This is a genomic window from Microbacterium sp. NPDC079176, assembly GCF_040686675.1.
Lineage (GTDB): Bacteria > Actinomycetota > Actinomycetes > Actinomycetales > Microbacteriaceae > Microbacterium.
In genome coordinates this window covers 201148-219789 of the sequence record NZ_JBFBLM010000005.1, presented here as the reverse complement: position 1 = coordinate 219789, position 18642 = coordinate 201148, and the positions used below count along the sequence as shown (strand labels likewise).

14 protein-coding genes are annotated in these 18642 nt (G+C 69.9%); 9 read left to right on the top strand and 5 right to left on the bottom strand.

The annotated features are described in order from the left end of the window. Positions 1-26: 26 nt before the first annotated feature. Positions 27-1205, bottom strand: a complete 1179-nt coding sequence (locus tag AB0P11_RS14075) for an MFS transporter (RefSeq protein WP_363522560.1) — start codon at positions 1203-1205, stop codon at positions 27-29. A gap of 103 nt (positions 1206-1308) precedes the next feature. Between AB0P11_RS14075 and AB0P11_RS14070 the strand changes: the two genes are divergently transcribed. The 6 genes from AB0P11_RS14070 (at position 1309) to AB0P11_RS14045 (ending at position 7859) form a co-directional block, all read left to right on the top strand. Continuing rightward, positions 1309-2598 carry a sensor histidine kinase gene (locus AB0P11_RS14070; RefSeq protein ID WP_363522558.1) on the top strand — a complete coding sequence of 430 codons (1290 nt, stop codon included), beginning with the start codon at positions 1309-1311 and terminating at the stop codon, positions 2596-2598. After that, positions 2595-3293: a response regulator transcription factor gene (locus AB0P11_RS14065; RefSeq protein ID WP_053098030.1), complete on the top strand. Its 699-nt coding sequence runs from the start codon at positions 2595-2597 to the stop codon at positions 3291-3293. Before AB0P11_RS14070 ends, AB0P11_RS14065 begins: the two co-directional genes overlap by 4 nt. Before the next feature lie 26 nt (positions 3294-3319). Then, positions 3320-4492 (top strand): benzoate/H(+) symporter BenE family transporter, encoded by a 1173-nt coding sequence (locus tag AB0P11_RS14060; protein WP_230101035.1) that lies wholly within the window; start codon positions 3320-3322, stop codon positions 4490-4492. Between the two features lie 34 nt (positions 4493-4526). After that, complete coding sequence (locus AB0P11_RS14055) at positions 4527-5744, top strand: hypothetical protein (protein ID WP_363522555.1); 1218 nt, start codon at positions 4527-4529, stop codon at positions 5742-5744. A gap of 115 nt (positions 5745-5859) precedes the next feature. Beyond that, complete coding sequence (locus AB0P11_RS14050) at positions 5860-6756, top strand: ATP-binding cassette domain-containing protein (protein WP_363522553.1); 897 nt, start codon at positions 5860-5862, stop codon at positions 6754-6756. Positions 6757-6803: 47 nt separating this feature from the next. After that, positions 6804-7859 (top strand): ABC transporter permease, encoded by a 1056-nt coding sequence (locus tag AB0P11_RS14045; protein ID WP_363522730.1) that lies wholly within the window; start codon positions 6804-6806, stop codon positions 7857-7859. A 90-nt stretch (positions 7860-7949) separates the two neighbouring features. Here the strand turns inward: AB0P11_RS14045 and AB0P11_RS14040 are convergent, their stop codons facing one another. Continuing rightward, positions 7950-11432: a bifunctional proline dehydrogenase/L-glutamate gamma-semialdehyde dehydrogenase gene (locus AB0P11_RS14040; protein ID WP_363522551.1), complete on the bottom strand. Its 3483-nt coding sequence runs from the start codon at positions 11430-11432 to the stop codon at positions 7950-7952. Between the two features lie 149 nt (positions 11433-11581). On the opposite strand from AB0P11_RS14040, the gene AB0P11_RS14035 reads away from it, so the two are divergent. Beyond that, complete coding sequence (locus tag AB0P11_RS14035) at positions 11582-12490, top strand: LysR substrate-binding domain-containing protein (RefSeq protein WP_053098034.1); 909 nt, start codon at positions 11582-11584, stop codon at positions 12488-12490. A gap of 119 nt (positions 12491-12609) precedes the next feature. After that, complete coding sequence (locus AB0P11_RS14030; protein ID WP_053098035.1) at positions 12610-13197, top strand: nitroreductase family protein; 588 nt, start codon at positions 12610-12612, stop codon at positions 13195-13197. Between the two features lie 94 nt (positions 13198-13291). On the opposite strand, the gene AB0P11_RS14025 is transcribed toward AB0P11_RS14030, so the two are convergent. Continuing rightward, entirely contained in the window at positions 13292-15514 is a 2223-nt protein-coding gene (locus AB0P11_RS14025; RefSeq protein ID WP_363522548.1) for an AAA family ATPase, read from the bottom strand. A 64-nt stretch (positions 15515-15578) separates the two neighbouring features. Beyond that, entirely contained in the window at positions 15579-16793 is a 1215-nt protein-coding gene (gene coaBC / locus AB0P11_RS14020; RefSeq protein ID WP_363522546.1) for a bifunctional phosphopantothenoylcysteine decarboxylase/phosphopantothenate--cysteine ligase CoaBC, read from the bottom strand. A gap of 68 nt (positions 16794-16861) precedes the next feature. Here coaBC and AB0P11_RS14015 point away from each other — a divergent pair, with 68 nt between their 5' ends. After that, the gene (locus AB0P11_RS14015; protein WP_363522544.1) at positions 16862-17563 is read left to right on the top strand and encodes an NRDE family protein; all 702 of its coding nucleotides are present in this window, start codon (positions 16862-16864) and stop codon (positions 17561-17563) included. A gap of 56 nt (positions 17564-17619) precedes the next feature. Here the strand turns inward: AB0P11_RS14015 and AB0P11_RS14010 are convergent, their stop codons facing one another. Beyond that, positions 17620-18594, bottom strand: a complete 975-nt coding sequence (locus tag AB0P11_RS14010; RefSeq protein ID WP_363522728.1) for a helix-turn-helix domain-containing protein — start codon at positions 18592-18594, stop codon at positions 17620-17622. Positions 18595-18642 lie beyond the last annotated feature (48 nt).

Sequence of the window (18642 nt, the reverse complement as noted above, 5' to 3'; positions counted from 1 at the left end):
AACACTTGCAAAATACAAGTGACGCGTCAAGAGCTTCTGCGGTCCCGCCGCAATCCCACCAGCGCGAGCACTCCGGCTCCGGCCGTGAGCGCGGCCACCGCCGCGAGACCGACGCCGGGGACGGATGCCGTCGCCACGGCGCCCGCCACGAGAGGACCACCCGCATCTCCCAGCTCGCGTCCGAGTTCGGCGCTGCCCATCGTGCGGCCCATCCGCTCCGGCGGGGTCGATGCGGCCAGGTGCGAGAACGCGATCGGCGTCGCGACCCCGACGCCGATGCCGACCAGCAGCGCGGTGACGACGAGCGCGGCCGGAGTCCGAGTGACCGCGGCGAGCGCGATGCCGGCCGCGATCAGCGCCAGGCCGCCGACGGCGCCTGTGCGCACCGAGATGCGCCCGCGGTCATGCGCGGCGCCCACGAACGGCTGAGCCACGCTCGACGCGATCGCGAGCACGGTCACGATGGCCATGCTCCAGACGATGTCGAGCCCGGCCTGCCGCCCGAGCAGCGGGAGGAATCCGACGGCGACCGCCAGGGCGCCGGTCGTCGCCGCCAGCACCAGGGTCGGGACGAGGAATCCGGGCGCGATCAGCTCTCGACCGAGATCGACGAGCGTGACTCGCTTGCGGGGCAGCACGGCGACCCGTGGCACCGCTGCAGCGACCCACAGTGCAGCGCCGAGACCGAGCACGGCGAGCGCCCAGAACAGCGCGGGCAGGCCGCCCCAGACCACGAGCACGGCGCCGATCAGCGGACCGAGCGCGTAGCCGAGACTCTTCCACGAGCCGTAGCGACCGAAGTACTTCCCGCGGGTGGCATCGTCGGTGAGCCGGGCGACGGCAGCCGACGACGACGGCGAGAAGGCTGATGCCGCCGCACCCTGCCCGAATCGACCGATGACGAGTCCGAGCATGCCGGGAACCACGGCGCCGACGACCGAGAACGCCGAGAACGCGAGGAGGCCGCCGATGATGACAGGGCGCACGCCCACCCGGTCGCTCAGCGCGCCGAACAGCGGCTTGAGCAGCACCTCGGCGAGGTCGTAGAGCGCCAGCGTGAGCCCGAACGCGAGCAGCGTCCACCCGATGTCCTCGGTCTCCGCGCCCAGCGCCGCCGCGATGCCGTGGGCCCCGAAAGCGGTGGTGAATCCGGCGAGGTACAGCGGGGCGAGGCGGGGCTTCGCGGTGTGCGGAGTCGAGGTCACGCTCGATTCTCGCAGGATCGCGTGTCTGCACGTCACCACGGCCCCGCCACGATCCCCCGTGCGGGGGATGCCGCCGCATCCGCCCCGGCTCTACGGTAAGAGGATGCCTGCAGCGCCGTTCACCCGCATCCCCAGCGTCCGCGAGCAGCGCAGCGACCTCGTGCTCGCGGCGGTCATGTTCGTCGGCGCCGTCCTCAGCGCCGCTCTCTCGACCGTGGCCGACATCTACGGCGACACCCGGGCAGAACCGTGGACGGCTCTCGTCTACGCGGTCGCGGTCACCGCACCGCTGGCGGTGCGTCGGCGCTGGCCGGCCCCGGTCGCGATCGCCGTGTCGCTGGCATACTTCCTCGCCATCTCGTTCCAGGTGCCCGAGATCTATGTCGGCAACATCGCCATGTTCGTGTCGCTGTATACGGTCGGCGCCTGGATGAACAACCGCCGGGCCGCGATGATCGTGCGCATCGGCATCATCCTGGGCATGTTCGTCTGGCTGATCATCACGATGTACCGCGAAGCCATCGAAGAGGCGGCGAAGGCCGAGGTCGCGGCGGGACTCCTGTCTCCGTACCTCGCGTTCATGCTCATCCAGCTGCTGCTGAACGTGCTGTACTTCGGCGGCGCCTACTACTTCGGCGAGCGCTCCTGGCACGCCGCACGCGAACGCGCGGTGCTCGAGCAGCGCACGGCCGAACTCGAGCAGGAGCGCGAGGTGACCGCGGCGCAGGCCGTCGCCCTCGACCGCGTGCGCATCGCCCGAGAGCTGCATGACGTGGTCGCCCATCACGTGTCGGTCATGGGCGTGCAGGCGGGCGCCGCTCGTCTCGTGATCGATCAGGACCCTGCGAAGACCACGAGCATCCTCAGCGGCATCGAGGACTCCGCGCGCGATGCGATCCACGAGCTGCGGCAGTTGCTCGAGACGCTGCGCACACCCGGTGGCGAGACGGCGGATGCCGCGTCGACCGTGACGCTCGACGACATCCGCTCGTTGGTCGACGCGTCGTCGGAGGCGGGGCTGCCCACCGACTATGCGGTGATCGGCACCCCGAGGCCCGTGCCCTCGGTCGTGTCCGTGAACCTGTATCGCATCACCCAGGAGTCGCTCACGAATGCTCGGCGTCATGCCGGCGTCGGCGCGACCGCCGATGTGCGCGTGCGCTACGACGATGACGGGGTCGAGGTCGAGATCGTCAACACCGGTCGCGCCGTGGCCGTGCTTCGCCCCGGACTCGGTCAGCTGGGCATGCGCGAACGCGCCGCGGCATCCGGTGGCACGCTCGACGTCGCTCCTCGCGCGGCGGGAGGTCTGCGGGTGCGGGCTCGAGTTCCGCTCACCGGCGCCGGCGGCGCGCAGGCCGCGTCGCCGATCGAGACGGGTGTCTCCTCATGAGCGGGTCCGACGCACCCATCCGCGTCCTGCTCGTCGACGATCACGCGATGCTGCGCGCCGGATTCCGGACGATCCTCGACACGCAACCCGACATCACGGTGGTCGGCGAGGCGGCGACCGGCGCCGACGCCGTGGCGCAGGCATCCGCTCTGCGCCCCGACGTCATCACGATGGACGTGCAGATGCCCGACATGGACGGCATCGAGGCCACTCGGCGGATCGTCGCCGACCCGGAGGTCGGCGCGGCCATCGCGATCGTCACGACGTTCGATCGCGACGACTACCTCTATCAGGCGCTGGACGCCGGTGCGAGTGGCTTCCTGCTCAAGAACGCCGGCGCCGAGGATCTCATCGCCGCGGTGCGGGCCCTCGCCGCGGGCGACGGGATGCTGGCACCCGAGGTCACACGACGCGTACTGGCTCGGTTCACGACGGCCCCCGGACCGGCATCCGCACCGGCATCCGCCTCCGTGCCGTCGCAGGTCGCAGCGACCGTGCTCGCCGACCCGCTCACCGACCGTGAGGCGGAGGTGCTCGTGCTGCTGGCCGATGCGCGCAGCAACGCCGAGATCGCGAGCGCCCTGTTCATCGGAGAGGCGACGGTGAAGACGCACGTGTCGCGCATCCTGCAGAAGCTCGGCGCGCGCGACCGCGTGCAGGCCGTCGTCCTCGCGCACCGGATGGGATTGGCGTGACCTCGACACGCGATAGCCTCTGACCCATGCCGACCGCCGCGCCCCTCTCCCGACCGATCCTGGCCGGGGTGGTCACCGCGCTGGTCGGGTTCACGAGCTCGTTCGCCGTGGTGCTCACGGGCCTCAGCGCCGTCGGAGCGACCCCCGAGCAGGCCGCCAGCGGGCTGCTCGCGGTCAGTCTCACGATGGGGCTCGCCTGCGTCGTCCTCGCCTGGCGATATCGGATGCCGATCACCGTCGCCTGGTCGACTCCCGGCGCCGCCCTCCTCGCCGCCACCGGAGCAGTGGACGGCGGATGGTCGGCAGCGGTCGGCGCGTTCCTCGTCACGGCCGCGCTCATCCTGCTCACGGCGCTGTGGCCCGCTCTCGGCACCCTGATCGCCCGCATCCCTCCGTCCATCGCGCAGGCCATGCTCGCCGGAGTGCTCCTGCCCCTCTGTCTCGCACCGATCACCGGACTCGTCGCGAATCCGTGGGGCGTGGTTCCCGTGGTGATCACGTGGTTGGCCTTCGCGCGTCTCGCGCCGCGGTGGGCCGTGCCGCTCGCCTTCGTCGCGGCAGCAGTCGTGGTGGCCGTCTCGTTGGTGCAGGAGAGCACGGCAGTGGATGCCGGACTCCTCGTCCCCCGGATCGAGCTGACCGCCCCCACGTTCACGGTCGGCGCTCTGGTCGGGGTGGCGCTGCCGCTGTTCATCGTGACGATGGCCTCGCAGAACGTGCCGGGCATCGCCATCATGCGCAGCTTCGGCTACGAGGTCCCCTGGCGTCCGGCGATGCTCGTCACGGGTGTCGGCACCGCGATCGGCGCGACGGCAGGCGGCCATGCGATCAACCTCGCGGCGATCAGCGCGGCCCTCGCCGCTTCACCCGACGCCGATCCCGACCCACGGCGCCGGTGGGTCGCCGGTGTCTCGACCGGCGTCTCGTACCTCGTGCTCGGCGGCTTCTCGGCAGCGTTCGCCGCGCTGGTGCTGCTCGCTCCCGACGCAGTCATCCCGGCTGTCGCGGGGCTCGCGCTGTTCGCCGCCTTCGGGTCGTCGGTGCAGCAGGCGATCGACGACCACGGCGAGCGCATCCCCGCCGTGGTGACCTTCCTGGTGGCGGCATCCGGCATCGCGGTGCTGGGCGTCAGCGCCGCATTCTGGGCTCTCGTGGCCGGACTCCTCGTGCGCACCGCTCTGCACGCCGGCCGTCGCTGACGCTGCGGAGAAGGCGCTCGGCTACCGTGGACGCGTGACAGTTCCCACGCCCGCTCCTGTGCCGTCGGCCGGTGCTCCCGCCGGGTCCTTCGACGCCCGCGCCCTGCTCGATCCGGTGAATCCCGCCGAGGTCGACGCGTTCGCACGCGACCAGCGCACCGCTCATCCCACGTCGGCCGCACGGATCATCGCCTGGGTCGGCGTCGGATTCGCGCTGCTCTGCATCGTTCCCATCTTCGGGATCATGATCCTCGGCCTCGGCTATGCGGTCGGTCAGGAGGCGGGGGTCGCCGTCGCCGCGCTCATCGGGCTCGTGCTTCTCGCCGGCATCGTCGTCGGCGTCGTGATGCTCGTGCGCCGCAGCATCCGCCTGCGCAACATCACTCGCTTCCGCCTCGCGCGATTCGCCCGGGCCAATGCCATGAGCTATCTCGACCGCATCGACGAGCCGCCCCTGCCCGGCATGATCTTCTCGTCGGGCTCGAGTCGGATGTCGACCGACGTGCTGCGCGGCGTGGAGCCGCGTTTCGTCGAGTTCGGCAACTACCAGTACACGACCAGCAACGGCAAGCAGTCGACGACGCATCGCTGGGGATACGTCGCGGTCAAACTCGACGTGCCGCTGCCGAACATCGTGCTCGACGCGCTCGGCAACAACACGCTCGGCAGCACGCTCGCTGGCGCCTTCAGTAGCGACCAGCGCCTCTCACTAGAGGGCGACTTCGACCGCTACTTCTCGCTCTACTGCCCGACGGGCTATGAGGTCGATGCGCTCTACCTGTTCACCCCCGATGTGATGGCGCGCTTCATCGACCACGCCGCGCAGCTCGACGTCGAGATCGTCGACGACTGGCTCTTCCTCTATGCACGACGCGATGTCTCGACCCTCGACCCGGCCACCTGGGCATGGCTGTTCGGAGCCGTCGGGGCGCTTCTCACGAAGCTCGACCAGTGGGCGCGCTGGCGCGATGACCGGCTGCGGCTCACGCAGCATCCGGGATCCCCGGCAGCACTGCAGAGTCCCGGGCAGATTCCAGGGCAGCATCCGGGCCCCTATCCGGGAGCTCCCGCCCTGCCGTTCGCTGCGCCCGCGGGGCTGCTCACTCCCCCGCCGCCGGGCGTCGCCCTGCCCGGTCAGCGCCTCCGGCGACGCAGCCCCTGGCTGATCGTCGGGATCATCGTCGGCGTCATGTTCGTCGTGACCATGGCCCCGTTCGCCCTCGGTATCCTCTCGGTGCTCTTCCTGCGTTGACGCGGGCTCTCCCCCGCACGGCGGACCGCCGTCGCCTCCCGCGCTGCGCAACTCCACCCGCAGATCCGTCACGCGGGGGATGCCGCGGTCCCGCACCGCGCCATAGCGTGAGGGCATGACCACAGGAAAGCTCGTACTCACCGGCATCACCAAGAGCTACGGCTCTCGGCGCGTGCTCGACGACGTCTCGTTCGAGGTGGCGCCGGGGCGCCTCACCGGGTTCGTCGGCGGCAACGGCGCCGGCAAGACCACGACCATGCGCATCGTCCTCGGGCTGCTCGGCTCCGACGGGGGCACCGTCGCACTCGACGGTCGGCCGCTGTCGAGCGCCGACCGGCGCCACTTCGGCTACATGCCCGAAGAGCGCGGCCTCTACCCGAAGATGAAGGTGCTCGAGCAGATCGTCTACCTCGCCCGCCTGCACGGCTTCAGCAAGGCGGATGCCGAGTCGCGCGCGACCGCGCTGCTCACCGAGCTGGGACTCGGCGAGCGCCTGGGAGACACGATCGAGTCGCTGTCGCTCGGCAACCAGCAGCGCGCGCAGATCGCCGCCGCCCTCGTGCACGACCCCGAGGTGCTCATCCTCGACGAGCCGTTCTCGGGCCTCGACCCGCTCGCGGTCGACGTCGTCGCGTCGGTGCTCCAGGCGAGCGCCGCCAAGGGCGCGTCGATCCTGTTCTCCTCGCACCAGCTCGATGTGGTCGAGCGGCTCTGCGACGACCTGGTGATCCTCGCCGGCGGCACGATCCGCGCGGCCGGCTCGCGCGACGGGCTGCGCGCTCAGCACGCCGGCGACCGCTACGAGCTGGTCTCCGCCGGGGATGCCGGCTGGCTGCGCGCCGAGCCCGGCGTGACCGTGATCGATTTCGAGGGCGGCTACGCCCTGTTCGACGCCGAAGACGCCGACACCGCGCAGCGCGTGCTGCGCACCGCCGTCGAACGCGGAGACGTCGCGAGCTTCGCCCCCAAGCATCCGTCCCTCGCCCAGATCTTCAAGGAGGTCATCCAGTGAGCACCTCGAACACCACCGGGTCTGCAGGCTCGCCCTCGCAGGCATCGATGATCTGGCTCGTCGCCGAGCGGGAGATCGGGTCGAAGCTGCGCAGCAAGGCGTTCCTGATCTCCACCGGAATCCTGCTGTTGCTCGCCCTCGCCGGGATCGTGATCGGGGGCTTCGCGAGCAAGAACACCGATGCGATGCCCGTCGCAGTGACCTCCGAGACGGCATCCGAGGTGTCGGCTCTCCCCGCGGTCGAGATCACCGAGGTCGCCGACCAGGCCTCGGCCGAAGAGCTCGTGCGATCGGAGAAGGTCGACGCCGCGGTGCTCCCCGGCGACGGACCGACCGGGGTGACGATCATCGCTCTCAAGGACGCCCCGACCAGCCTCGTGTCGGCGCTGTCGCAGGCACCCGACATCGAGATCCTCGAACCGGCCACGACGAACCCGCTGCTGCGGTACTTCATCGCGATCGCGTTCGGAGTCGTCTTCATGGGTGCGGCGGCGACCTTCGGCGGCACCATCGCGCAGAGCGTCGTGGAGGAGAAGCAGACCCGCGTGGTCGAGATCCTGCTGTCGACCATCTCGGCCCGCACGCTGCTGGCGGGCAAGGTGATCGGCAACACGATCCTCGCGATGGGTCAGATCCTCGCCCTCGCCGCGGTCGCCACCATCGGTCTCATAGCGACGGGTCAACGCGAGGTGCTGTCGACCCTCGGCGCCCCGATCATCTGGTTCGCCGTGTTCTTCCTCTTCGGCTTCATCCTGCTGGCGGCTCTGTTCGCCGCTGCCGCATCGATGGTCTCGCGTCAGGAGGACATCGGCTCGACCACCACCCCGATCACGATGCTGATCATGGCGCCGTACATCCTGGTCATCTTCTTCAACGACAACCCGCTGGTGCTGACGATCATGTCGTACGTGCCGTTCTCGGCTCCGGTCGGCATGCCGATGCGGCTGTTCGTCGGCGAGGCGCAGTGGTGGGAGCCGCTGCTCAGCCTCGTGATCCTGCTCGCCAGCTGCGTCGCGGCGATCATGATCGGCGCGAAGATCTACGAGAACTCGCTGCTGCGCATGGGGTCGCGGGTCAAGCTCGGCGAGGCGCTGCGCGGCTGAGGTCGCTCGGACGCCCCTCCATCGACGAGGCCCCACCCCGCAGACGTCTGCAGGGTGGGGCCTCGTCGTTCAGACGGTCACAGTCCGGGATTAGATCAGGCCCTCCGACAGGGTCGTCGGGTTGCCGAACCGGTGGTTCGTGATCGAGACGGCCTGCTCGTGCAGGAACGGCAGCATCTCGACGCGACCCGCACCCGTCACGGCGTGCGACCAGACGGCGACATCAGGCGTGCCACCGAGGGCCTCGAACAGGGCCGACGCATCGCCGCCCACCAGGCGCACGCGCTGCCAGGTGTGCTCGGCCTTCGCCGCGGCCTTCGCGTAGCGCTTGACCCAGGCGGCGTCGTTCTCGATCTTCGGAGTCACGCCCTGCGCGCGCAGCGCCTTCTCGACGCGAGACGGCAGAGCGGATGCCGACACCGTGAACGGGCTGCCGCTGCGCAGCGCAGAGGCGATCACGCGGATGCCGTCGGCGAGCGACGCCGCCTCGGCGATGCGCACGTCGACGGCGACCGGGCGGTACCGGAACACGTTGCGCTCGACACCGAGACCGGACTTGTCGCTCACGGCGCCGAACTCGTCGACCCAGGCACGCTCGTCGGACGCGGCGGCGCGATGCAGCCACTCGATCTCGACGGCGCCGAGGTCTGCACCCGCAGCGGCGAGCACGCCCTCGACGGCCGAGTTCACGGCGGCGCCGGGCGCTGCGGCGGGAAGTTCGGCCGGGGCCCAGTCTCCGAGGCCGAACAGGTAGTTCGGGCCACCGGCCTTCGCGCCGGCACCGACCGCGGAGCGCTTCCAGCCGCCGAACGGCTGACGCTGCACGATCGCGCCGGTGATGCCGCGGTTGACGTAGAGGTTGCCGGCCTCGACCTCGTCGAGCCAGGTGGCGACCTCATCGGAGTCGAGCGAGTGGATGCCGGCGGTGAGGCCGTAGTCGACGGCATTCTGCAGACGGATCGCCTCGTCGAGGTCCTTCGCGCGCATGATGCCGAGCACGGGTCCGAAGAACTCCGTCAGGTGCGTGGTCGAACTCGGAGCGACGCCGATCTTGACGCCGGGAGTCCACTGACGCCCCTCGTCGTCGAGCTTCTTCGGCTCGACGAGCCAGCGCTCGCCCTTTTCGAGAGTCGTCAGCGCCGTGAGCAGCTTGCCGTTCGCCGGCTCGATGATCGGTCCCATCTGAGTCGCCGGGTCGTCGGGCAGGCCGACGCGCATCGAGGTGACGGCGTCGACCAGCTGACGCTCGAAGCGCTGCGAGTCGGCGACCGAGCCCACGAGGATCGCGAGCGATGCCGCCGAGCACTTCTGCCCCGCGTGGCCGAACGCACTGCGGGCGACGTCGGCGGCCGCGAGGTCGAGGTCGGCCGACGGCGTCACGATGATCGCGTTCTTGCCGCTGGTCTCGGCGAGCAGCGGCAGGTCGGAGCGGAACGAGCGGAACAGCTGCGCCGTCTCGTAGGCACCGGTGAGGATGACCCGGTCGACCTCGGGGCTGGCGACGAGACGCGTTCCGAGATCGCGGTTCGCGAGATCGACGAGGGCGAGCAGGTCACGCGGCACACCGGCCGCCCACAGCGCCTCCACCATGACCGCGCCGCAGCGCTGCGTGAGCTTGGCGGGCTTGATGATCACACCGGAGCCCGAGGCGAGACCGGCGAGCACTCCACCGGCGGGGATCGCGACCGGGAAGTTCCACGGCGGCGTCACGACGGTGACCTTGGACGGGACGAACTCCGCACCCGAGACGTTCTCGAGGTCGAGGGCACGCTCGGCGTAGTAGTGCGCGAAGTCGATCGCCTCCGAGACCTCCGGGTCGGCCTCGGCGATGGTCTTGCCCGCCTCGTGGGCCATGATCTCGATCAGCTGGCCGCGACGGGCTGCGAGCTCGTCGCCCGCGCGGTGCAGCACGGCCGCCCGCTCGGCGGCCGGCAGGGCGGCCCACCGCACGGCGGCGGCGGATGCGGCGGCGAAGATGCCGTCGAGCTCGTCGGTCGTCTCGACCTTGGCGAGAGCGATCGAGTCGAGACCCAGTGTCGACTCCAGCGACCGCGCCAGGATCTCGCGACCCCAGGTGCGGTTCGCGGCGATCGCCGGGTCGCTGTCGGGCTGGTTCTCGAAACCGGTGGTCACCTCACCGCCGGCACCCGCGGCGGCCTCGGCCGCACGGTCCTGCACGCGGTTCGACGAGGGCACGGAGCGGTCGGCCTCGAGACCGGCCAGGGAGCGCTCGAAGCGCTCACGCTCGCGAGTGAGCAGTGCGGGGTCCGATGCCAGCTCGAACACGGCCGACATGAAGTTCTCCGGGCTCGCGTTCTCCTCGAGGCGGCGCACGAGGTACGCGATGGCCACGTCGAACTCGGCCGGGTTCACCACGGGCGTGTAGAGCAGCAGCTGACCGACGTCCTTGCGGACGGCCTCGGCCTGACCCGTCGCCATGCCGAGGAGCATCTCGTACTCGACGGCATCCGTCACCCCGCGGGCCTGCGCCAGCAGCCAGGTGTATGCGATGTCGAAGAGGTTGTGTCCCGCGACGCCGATGCGCACGGCATCCAGTCGCTCGGGCGTCATCGACCAGTCGAGCACCCGCTTGTAGTTCGTGTCGGAATCCTGCTTGGTGCCGTAGGTGGCGAGCGGCCAGCCGTGCACCGCCGAGTCGACGTGCTCCATGGCGAGGTTCGCGCCCTTGACGACGCGCACCTTGATCGGCGCACCGCCCTTCGCGCGGCGAGCCGAGGCCCACTCCTGGAGATGCTGCATCGCGCCGAGCGCATCGGGCAGGTAGGCCTGCAGCACGATCCCGGCCTCGAGCTTCTCGAGCCCGGGCTGGTCGAGGATGCTGGTGAACGCCGCGATCGTCAGGTCGAGGTCGCGGAACTCCTCCATGTCGAGGTTGATGAACTTGGTCTTGCCGGCGGCCTCCGAGGTCGCGGCGAGCTCGTACAGCGGGGTGAGCTTCTCGACGACGTCGGCCACGGCCTCGTCGAACGACCACATCGACAGCTGGCTGACGACGCTCGACACCTTGATCGACACGTAGTCCACGTCCTTGCGGGCGAGGAAGTCGTAGGTGCCCTGCAGGCGGCGGCCGGCCTCACGCTCGCCGAGCACCGCCTCGCCGAGGAGGTTGAGGTTCAGGCGGTTGCCGCTCTTGCGCAGCTTCGCGATCGCCGGGCCGAGCTTCGACGGCGTCGCGTCGAGCACGAGGTGCCCGACCATCGCGCGCAGCACGCGGCGCGAGATCGGCACGACGACGCCGGGCAGCTTCGGCGCCCAGAAGCCGCCGGTCTTGATCGCGGCGCGGAGGTAGCCGGGCAGCAGCGAGGGCGTGATGTCCGAGAGGTCGGCGAGAGCGCGGCCGGCGACACTGAGGTCTTCCGGGCGCATCACGCCGTCGACGAAGCCGACCGTGAAGGCGAGTCCGTTCGGGTCCTTGAGAACCTCGGAGAGACGCTGCGCTGCGGGCTCGACGGGGTGCGTCTCGCTCTCGGTGAGCCAACGCTGCACGAGGGCGGCGACCTCGTCGGTGCTCGGCGTGGTGTCGGGGGTGGTGGTGTCGGCGACGACAGTCATCGGGGTGAGCCTTCCAGGGGGATCGCACACCCGGGAACGTGTGCGGCTCGATCATTGTCAGCCTCGCTGGTAGGCTACGTCTATCAACCGATTCGGGACCATTCTGTTCAGTCGGAGTGAACGATGGGGACGACTCCGAAAGGCTCAGGATGCTCGACGTCAACCGACTGCGGATGCTGGTCGAACTGTCTCGTCGCGGCACGCTCTCGGCCGTCGCCGATGCGCTCTCGTACAGCAAGGCTTCGGTGTCGCAGCAGCTCAGCGCCCTCGAACGAGACGTCGGCGTCCCGCTGCTCCGCCGGGTGGGGCGCGGCGTGCAGTTCACCCCGCAGGGCACCGTGCTCGTGGCCGAGGCGATCGGCATCCTCGATCAGCTCGAACACGCCGAGGTGGCGGTCGCCGAGTCGCTCACCGAGGTGACCGGCACCGTGCACATCGCGGTCTTCCAATCGACGGCGCACTCCCTGCTCCCCGGGGCGCTCAACGCGCTGCGCGAGCAGCATCCGGCCCTGCGCGTCGAGGTCACCGAGAGCGATCCCGAGACCGGGCTCGTCGGCGTCTCGAGCCGCGACTTCGACCTGATCCTCGCCGAGCAGTACCCCGGTCGCACCCGCCCGATCCACGCCGATCTCGATCGGGTGGTGCTCGTGCACGACTCCATCACGCTGGCCAGGAAGCCGGGGACCCGGGATGCCGAGGACGCCGTCGCCGCGCTCTGGTCGACCAGGGATGCGCCGTGGGTGCTCGAACCCGCAGGCACGGCGTCGCGAGCCTGGGCCGAGCAGCTGTGCCGCACCGCCGGCTTCGAGCCCGACGTGCGCTTCGAGGTCGCCGATCTCACGGCGCACGTGCGTCTGATCCGCGCCGGTCTCGCCGTCGGACTCCTTCCCGAGCTCGTGTGGGCCGGCGAGGCACCGACCGTCGCGCTCACGCCGCTGCCCGATGAGCCACGTCGGGAGATCTTCTCCTCCGCTCGTCGGGTATCGGCCGCAGCGCCGTCGATCCGTGCGGTGCGGCGAGCTCTCGCCTCCGCCGCATCCCGCAACCTGCTGGACTGAGCGCGGATCGTCCCCCGACGTCATCTCGCGTCATCGGGAATATGCGTTCACATACATCTGTTGAGACCCTCGTACCCGGACGAAGGAGTCCGATCGACTCCTTTTCGAAAGGCACTTCCGTGAGCACTCCCGTGATCGACCGCACCGCCCCCACCGAGCACCCCGTCCTCGACGTCCTCGCCGGGCGCTGGAGCCCCCGCGCCTACGACGCCGAGACCACGATCGACGACGCCAAGCTGAACGCCGCCCTCGAGGCCGCACGCTGGTCGCCGTCGGCCTACAACCTGCAGCCGTGGCGGTTCATCGTCGCTCGCCGCGGCACCGCACTGTTCGACCAGGTCGTCGACTCGCTGGTCGAGTTCAACCAGCTCTGGGCCTCGAAGGCCTCGGCGCTCGTCGTCGCGATCGCCGAGACCGAGTCCGAAGAGGGCAAGGCGATCAGCCACGCGGTCTACGACCTCGGCCAGGCCGTCGCGCACTTCTCGGTGCAGGCCCACCACGAGGGTCTTCTCGTGCACCAGATGAGCGGCTTCGACCCCGAGGTCATCCGCGAGTTCGCCGACCTGTCGCCGCGATTCTCCGCCCTCACCGTCATCGCTGTCGGTGAGCTCGGTGACGCCGCCGGTCTTCCTGAAGGACTCCAGCAGGGCGAGGTCGCCCCGCGCGTGCGTCGCCCGATCGACGAGACCGTCATCCTCAGCGCCTGACGCATCGCCCACGGGCGACACACAAGAGGGGCGGATGCCATGGCATCCGCCCCTCTTGTCATGCCCGGGGGTGACCGAGGCACATGGCCGGGTCCTACTCGTCGAGCAGCTCGGCGTCGATCACATCGTCGTCGTCGGATCCGAGATCGGGCTCGGGTTCGGGTGACGTCGACGTGAGCATGAGCCCGCTGCCGTCGACCGCGACGTCGACCCTGACCAGGTCGCCGTCGTGCACGCCGCCCGAGAGCAACGCCGTGGCCAGCTTGTTCTGCACCTCGGTCTGGATGAGACGCCGCAGCGGCCGGGCGCCGAACATCGGGTCGTAGCCGCGCTCGGCGAGCCACGACCGCGCGTCGGGCGTGACCGCCAGAGTGAGTCGCCGATCGCGCAGGCGGTCGTGCAGCTGGTCGATCGACAGCTCGACGATCTGCGCCAGGTCGTCCTGACTGAGCGCGGAGAACATCACGATGTCGTCGAGACGGTTGAGGAACTCGGGCCGGAACGCCTGGTGCACGAGCGCCATCACCTGCTCGCGCTTCTCAACGGGCGACAGCGTCGGATCGATGAGGATCGGCGAACCGAGGTTCGAGGTGAGGATCAGGATGACGTTCGAGAAGTCGACCGTGCGGCCCTGTCCGTCGGTCAGTCGACCGTCGTCGAGAACCTGCAGCAGCACGTCGAAGACCTCGGGGTGCGCCTTCTCGACCTCGTCGAGCAGTACGACGCTGTAGGGACGCCGTCGCACCGCCTCGGTCAGCTGACCGCCCTGCTCATAGCCCACGTACCCGGGAGGGGCTCCGACGAGCCGGGAGACGGAGTGCTTCTCGCCGTACTCCGACATGTCGATGCGCACCATGGCGCGCTCGTCGTCGAACAGGAAGTCGGCCAGGGCCTTCGCCAGCTCGGTCTTTCCGACACCGGTCGGGCCGAGGAACAGGAACGATCCGGTCGGGCGACCGGGGTCGCTGATGCCCGCACGCGAGCGCCGTACGGCATCGGAGACGGCCTTCACGGCATCCTTCTGTCCGATCAGGCGCTTGCCGAGCTCGGATTCGAGGTGCAGCAGTCGCTCGCTCTCACCCTGCAGCAGTCGTCCGACGGGGATGCCGGTCCATGCGGCGATCACGGCGGCGATGTCCTCGTCGGTGACCTGCTCGTTGACCATACGACCCTCGGTCGACACCGTCGCCTCGGCCTGCTCGGCCTCGGCGATGTCGCGTTCGAGGCGCTTGATCGTCTCGTACTCGAGCTTCGAGGCGCGCGTGTAGTCGGCCTCCCGCATCGCGAGGTCGCGCTGGGTGATCGCATCGTCGAGCTGCTTCTTCAGGTCGCCGACACGGTTGAGGCCCTGGCGCTCGCGCGCCCAGCGGGCTTCGAGCTCGGCGAGCTGCGCCTCCATGCCCACGAGCTGCTCGCGGAGGGCCGCGAGCCGCTCTTTCGACGCGGCGTCCTTCTCGCGCTTGAGCGCCAGCTCTTCGAGCTTCATGCGGTCGACCTGACGCTTCAGCTGGTCGATCTCGACCGGCGACGAATCGATCTCCATCTTGAGCCGCGACATCGACTCGTCGATCAGGTCGATCGCCTTGTCGGGAAGCTGCCTGGCCGGCAGGTACCGGTTCGACAGTGCCGCGGCGGCGACCAGCGCGCTGTCGGCGATCGTCACCCCGTGGTGCGCTTCGTAGCGGCCCTTGAGCCCCCGGAGGATCGCGATGGTGTCCTCGACCGTGGGCTCGCCGACGTAGACCTGCTGGAAGCGACGCTCGAGAGCGGCGTCCTTCTCGATGAACTCGCGGTACTCGTTGAGAGTCGTCGCGCCGATCAGCCGCAACTCGCCCCTGGCCAGCATCGGCTTGAGCATGTTCGACGCCGCGACCGAGCCTTCGCCGCCGCCCGCGCCCATGAGCACGTGCAACTCGTCGATGAAGGTGATGATCTGCCCGTCGGATTCGGTGATCTCCTTGAGGACGCTCTTCAGCCGCTCCTCGAACTGGCCACGGTACATCGCCCCGGCGACGAGGGCCGAGATGTCGAGCGACACGAGCTCCTTGTCCTTGAGCGACTCGGCGACGTCACCCGCCACGATGCGCTGGGCGAGCCCCTCGACGACGGCCGTCTTGCCGACGCCGGGCTCGCCGATCAGCACGGGGTTGTTCTTCGTGCGACGGGTGAGCACCTGGCTGACTCGACGGATCTCGCTGTCTCGCCCGATCACGGGGTCGAGCTTGCCCTGTCGGGCACGGTCGGTCAGATTGATACCGAACTGCTGGAGGGCGGACTGCTGGTCATCGTTCTGGGGACTGCTCTGCGGGCTTGGCATGTGTTCCTCCTGGGGGGACTCCTTCGGGTCGGCATCCACAAAGTTGAGTGGATGTGACTCAAGTTTAGCGCATTCTGCGCGCGGCATCCAGGATCACGCGGGCGACCTCGCGCTTCGACCCCGCGGCGGATGCCACGACCTCACCTCCCGCCCCGACGATCTCGAGCGCGTTGTCGCGCTTCTCGAAGCCGTGATCGGCGTTCGCGAGGTTCACCGCGAGCAGGTCGACGCCCTTGCGCTCACGCTTGCGGCGAGCGCGCTCGCGACGTTCGTCCGCGTCCTCCGACGTCTCGGCCGCGAAGGCGACGATGGTCTGCCCCTGCGGCGCACGGCCGTCGGCGCGGGATGCCGCGAGCGCGGCGACCACGTCCTCGTTCTCGACCAGGTCGAGGTGCGTGAGAACGCCCTGCTCCTTCGTGAGCTTGTGCTCCGACACCGTCGCGGGGCGGTAGTCGGCGACGGCGGCGGCCATGATCACGATGTCGGCAGCCCCGGCGGCATCCTTCATCGCGTCGGCGAGCTCGGCCGCGGTCCCGACCGGGACGACCCTGACGGACGGATGCCGGGCATCGGCCAGCACATCCGCTGAGATGTTGGCGGCGACCAGCGTGACGTTCGCGCCGCGGGCTGCGGCGTCCACCGCGAGCGCGATGCCCTGTCGGCCGCTCGACCGGTTGCCGAGGAAGCGCACGGGATCGATCGGCTCCCTGGTGCCGCCCGCGGACACGACCACCGCCAGCCCGTCGAGGTCACGCGGCGCGAGGAGCGCGACGGCCGCCTCGAAGATCTGCTCCGGCTCCGACATGCGGCCGGGCCCGCTGTCGCCCCCGGCGAGCTCGCCGTCGGACGGGCCGACCAGATGCACTCCGCGCGACCTCAGGGTCGCGATGTTCGCCTGCGTGGCGGCGTTGCGCCACATCTCGGCGTGCATGGCCGGCGCGATGAGCACCGGAGCCTCGGTTGCGAGCAGCGTGGTGCCGAGCAGATCGTCCGCGATGCCCGCGGTGATCTTCGCGATCGAGTTCGCCGTCGCGGGGGCGACGATCACCAGGTCGGCGTTCTGGCCCAGTGCGACATGACGCACCCGCGCGACGTCGTCATGCACGCTCGTCGTGACCGGATGCCGGCTCAGAGCCTCCCACGTCGGGGTGCCGACGAATCGCAGGGCGTCCTCGGTCGGAACGACGGTCACCTCGTGTCCGGCCTTCGTCAGCAGACGCACCAGGTGCACTGTCTTGTATGCGGCGATGCCACCCGTAACCCCGACGACGATGTTCACGGTTCGATTCTGCCCCAGCATCCGACGTCGCGGGCCCGGGGCTGCGACGCGCTTCTAGACTGGATCCCGTGTGCACCGTGGTGATCGATGTGGCCGGATCCGAGACCGCGCGACTGCTCGCGGTGCGCGATGAAGACCCGCAACGGGAGTGGGATGCCCTCGGTGAATGGTGGCCGGACGCCTACCCCGGGGTCTCGGGCATCCGCGACCGGCGTGCCGGTGGCGCGTGGCTCGCGGTGAATGCGGCGGACAGACGACTCGCGGTGCTGCTGAACCGCGCCGACGTCGTGGATCTCGCGGCAGACGTCGCCGTCTCTCGCGGTTCGCTCGCCCTCGAATCGGTCATGGGGCGGTCCCCGGTGGCTCCGCTTCCCATGCACGGCTTCAACCTGCTCGAGGTTCGGCCGGAGGGAGCGCGCGTGCTGAGCTGGGACGGCGCGGAGCTGCGCGAGACACCGCTCGGCGACGGCATCCACATGATCGCGCACGACGACCTCGACGACCTCGGCACTCCCCGGATCGCGGCGTGGCTGCCGGAGTTCCGGGCGCTCGGGCCCGCGGCCGACAGCGGCGACTGGACCGGCGACTGGACGACCCTGCTCGCCTCGTCGGCGCGGTTGGACCCGGAGGACGATCGGGCGATCATCCGCAACAACCGTCCGCACGGCTACCCGACCCAGTCGCTGCTGTACTGCTCCGCCGCGGTCACCCCCGACAGCGTCGACGTCGACTATCGCGCGCTTCCCAGCCCCGGCCACTGGGACCACTGAGCAGCGTGCGGCGCTGAGCGCAGCGTGCGGCGCAGCTGCGTCGCACGGTGCCGCGCTCAGGCCGCAGACGACTCGCCGTCGTCGGCGCACGAGAAGCGCGCACGGTAGGCCGTCGGAGTGGTGCCGAGCACCCGCGAGAAGTTCTGCCGCAGCACGGCCGCCGACCCGAAGCCGCACTCGTCGGCGATCTGCTCGAGCGACAGATCGCTGCGCTCGAGCATCCGCTGGGCGTGCAGCACACGCTGCCGCGCCAGCCAGGCCGCCGGAGTCGCGCCGTACTCCGCCTTGAACCGTCGGGCGAACGTGCGGGGAGACATGAGCGCGCGGGCCGCGAGCTGGTCGACGCCGAGGTCGTCGCGGATGTGCGCGACGGCCCAGTCCGCGACGGCGGCGAGCGAATCGTTCTGCGCGACGGGGATCGGACGGTCGATGAACTGCGCCTGGCCTCCGTCGCGCTGCGGCGGCACGACCATGCGACGGGCGATGCGGTTGGTGAGCTCGGCCCCGAGCTCGATCCGCAGCAGGTGCAGGCAGGCGTCGATGCCCGCCGCCGTGCCTGCGCTCGTGATGATGCGGTCGTCCTGCACGAAGAGCACGTCGGGGTCGATGTCGATCTCGGGATACATCTCGGCCATCACGTCGGAGTACATCCAGTGCGTGGTCGCCCGACGCCCGTCGAGCACTCCGGCGGCGCCGAGGATGAAGGATCCGCTGCAGATCGTCAGCACCCAGGCGCCGCGCGCGACCGCGTCGCGGGCGACCTCGAGGAGCAGCGGGTCGATCTGCGTCCAGTACTCCCGGGGAACCGGACACAGGATGACGAGGTCCGCTTCGTAGGCGAACGACAGGTCGTGCTCGACGTTGATCGAGAAGCCGAGCTTCGACTGCACGACACCGGGGTGCGGAGCGACGACCCGGAAGTCGAAGTTCGGGACCCCGTCGTTCGACCGGTCCAGTCCGAACGCCTCGCAGGCGAGGCCGAACTCGAACGGCGCGAATCCGTCTTGGACGACGCAGGCGACGGTCTTCATCATGGCGCTCTCCCGGTTTGGCAGTTTTCCTACGTGCAGAGTCTATTC

Coding starts and splice junctions, on each gene's coding strand:
- AB0P11_RS14060 (WP_230101035.1), top strand. CDS start 3,320: ATGCCGACCGCCGCGCCCCTCTCCCGACCGATCCTGGCCGGGGTGGTC.
- AB0P11_RS14035 (WP_053098034.1), top strand. CDS start 11,582: ATGCTCGACGTCAACCGACTGCGGATGCTGGTCGAACTGTCTCGTCGC.
- AB0P11_RS14050 (WP_363522553.1), top strand. CDS start 5,860: ATGACCACAGGAAAGCTCGTACTCACCGGCATCACCAAGAGCTACGGC.
- AB0P11_RS14040 (WP_363522551.1), bottom strand. CDS start 11,432: ATGACTGTCGTCGCCGACACCACCACCCCCGACACCACGCCGAGCACC.
- AB0P11_RS14045 (WP_363522730.1), top strand. CDS start 6,804: ATGATCTGGCTCGTCGCCGAGCGGGAGATCGGGTCGAAGCTGCGCAGC.
- AB0P11_RS14070 (WP_363522558.1), top strand. CDS start 1,309: ATGCCTGCAGCGCCGTTCACCCGCATCCCCAGCGTCCGCGAGCAGCGC.
- AB0P11_RS14065 (WP_053098030.1), top strand. CDS start 2,595: ATGAGCGGGTCCGACGCACCCATCCGCGTCCTGCTCGTCGACGATCAC.
- AB0P11_RS14010 (WP_363522728.1), bottom strand. CDS start 18,594: ATGAAGACCGTCGCCTGCGTCGTCCAAGACGGATTCGCGCCGTTCGAG.
- AB0P11_RS14025 (WP_363522548.1), bottom strand. CDS start 15,514: ATGCCAAGCCCGCAGAGCAGTCCCCAGAACGATGACCAGCAGTCCGCC.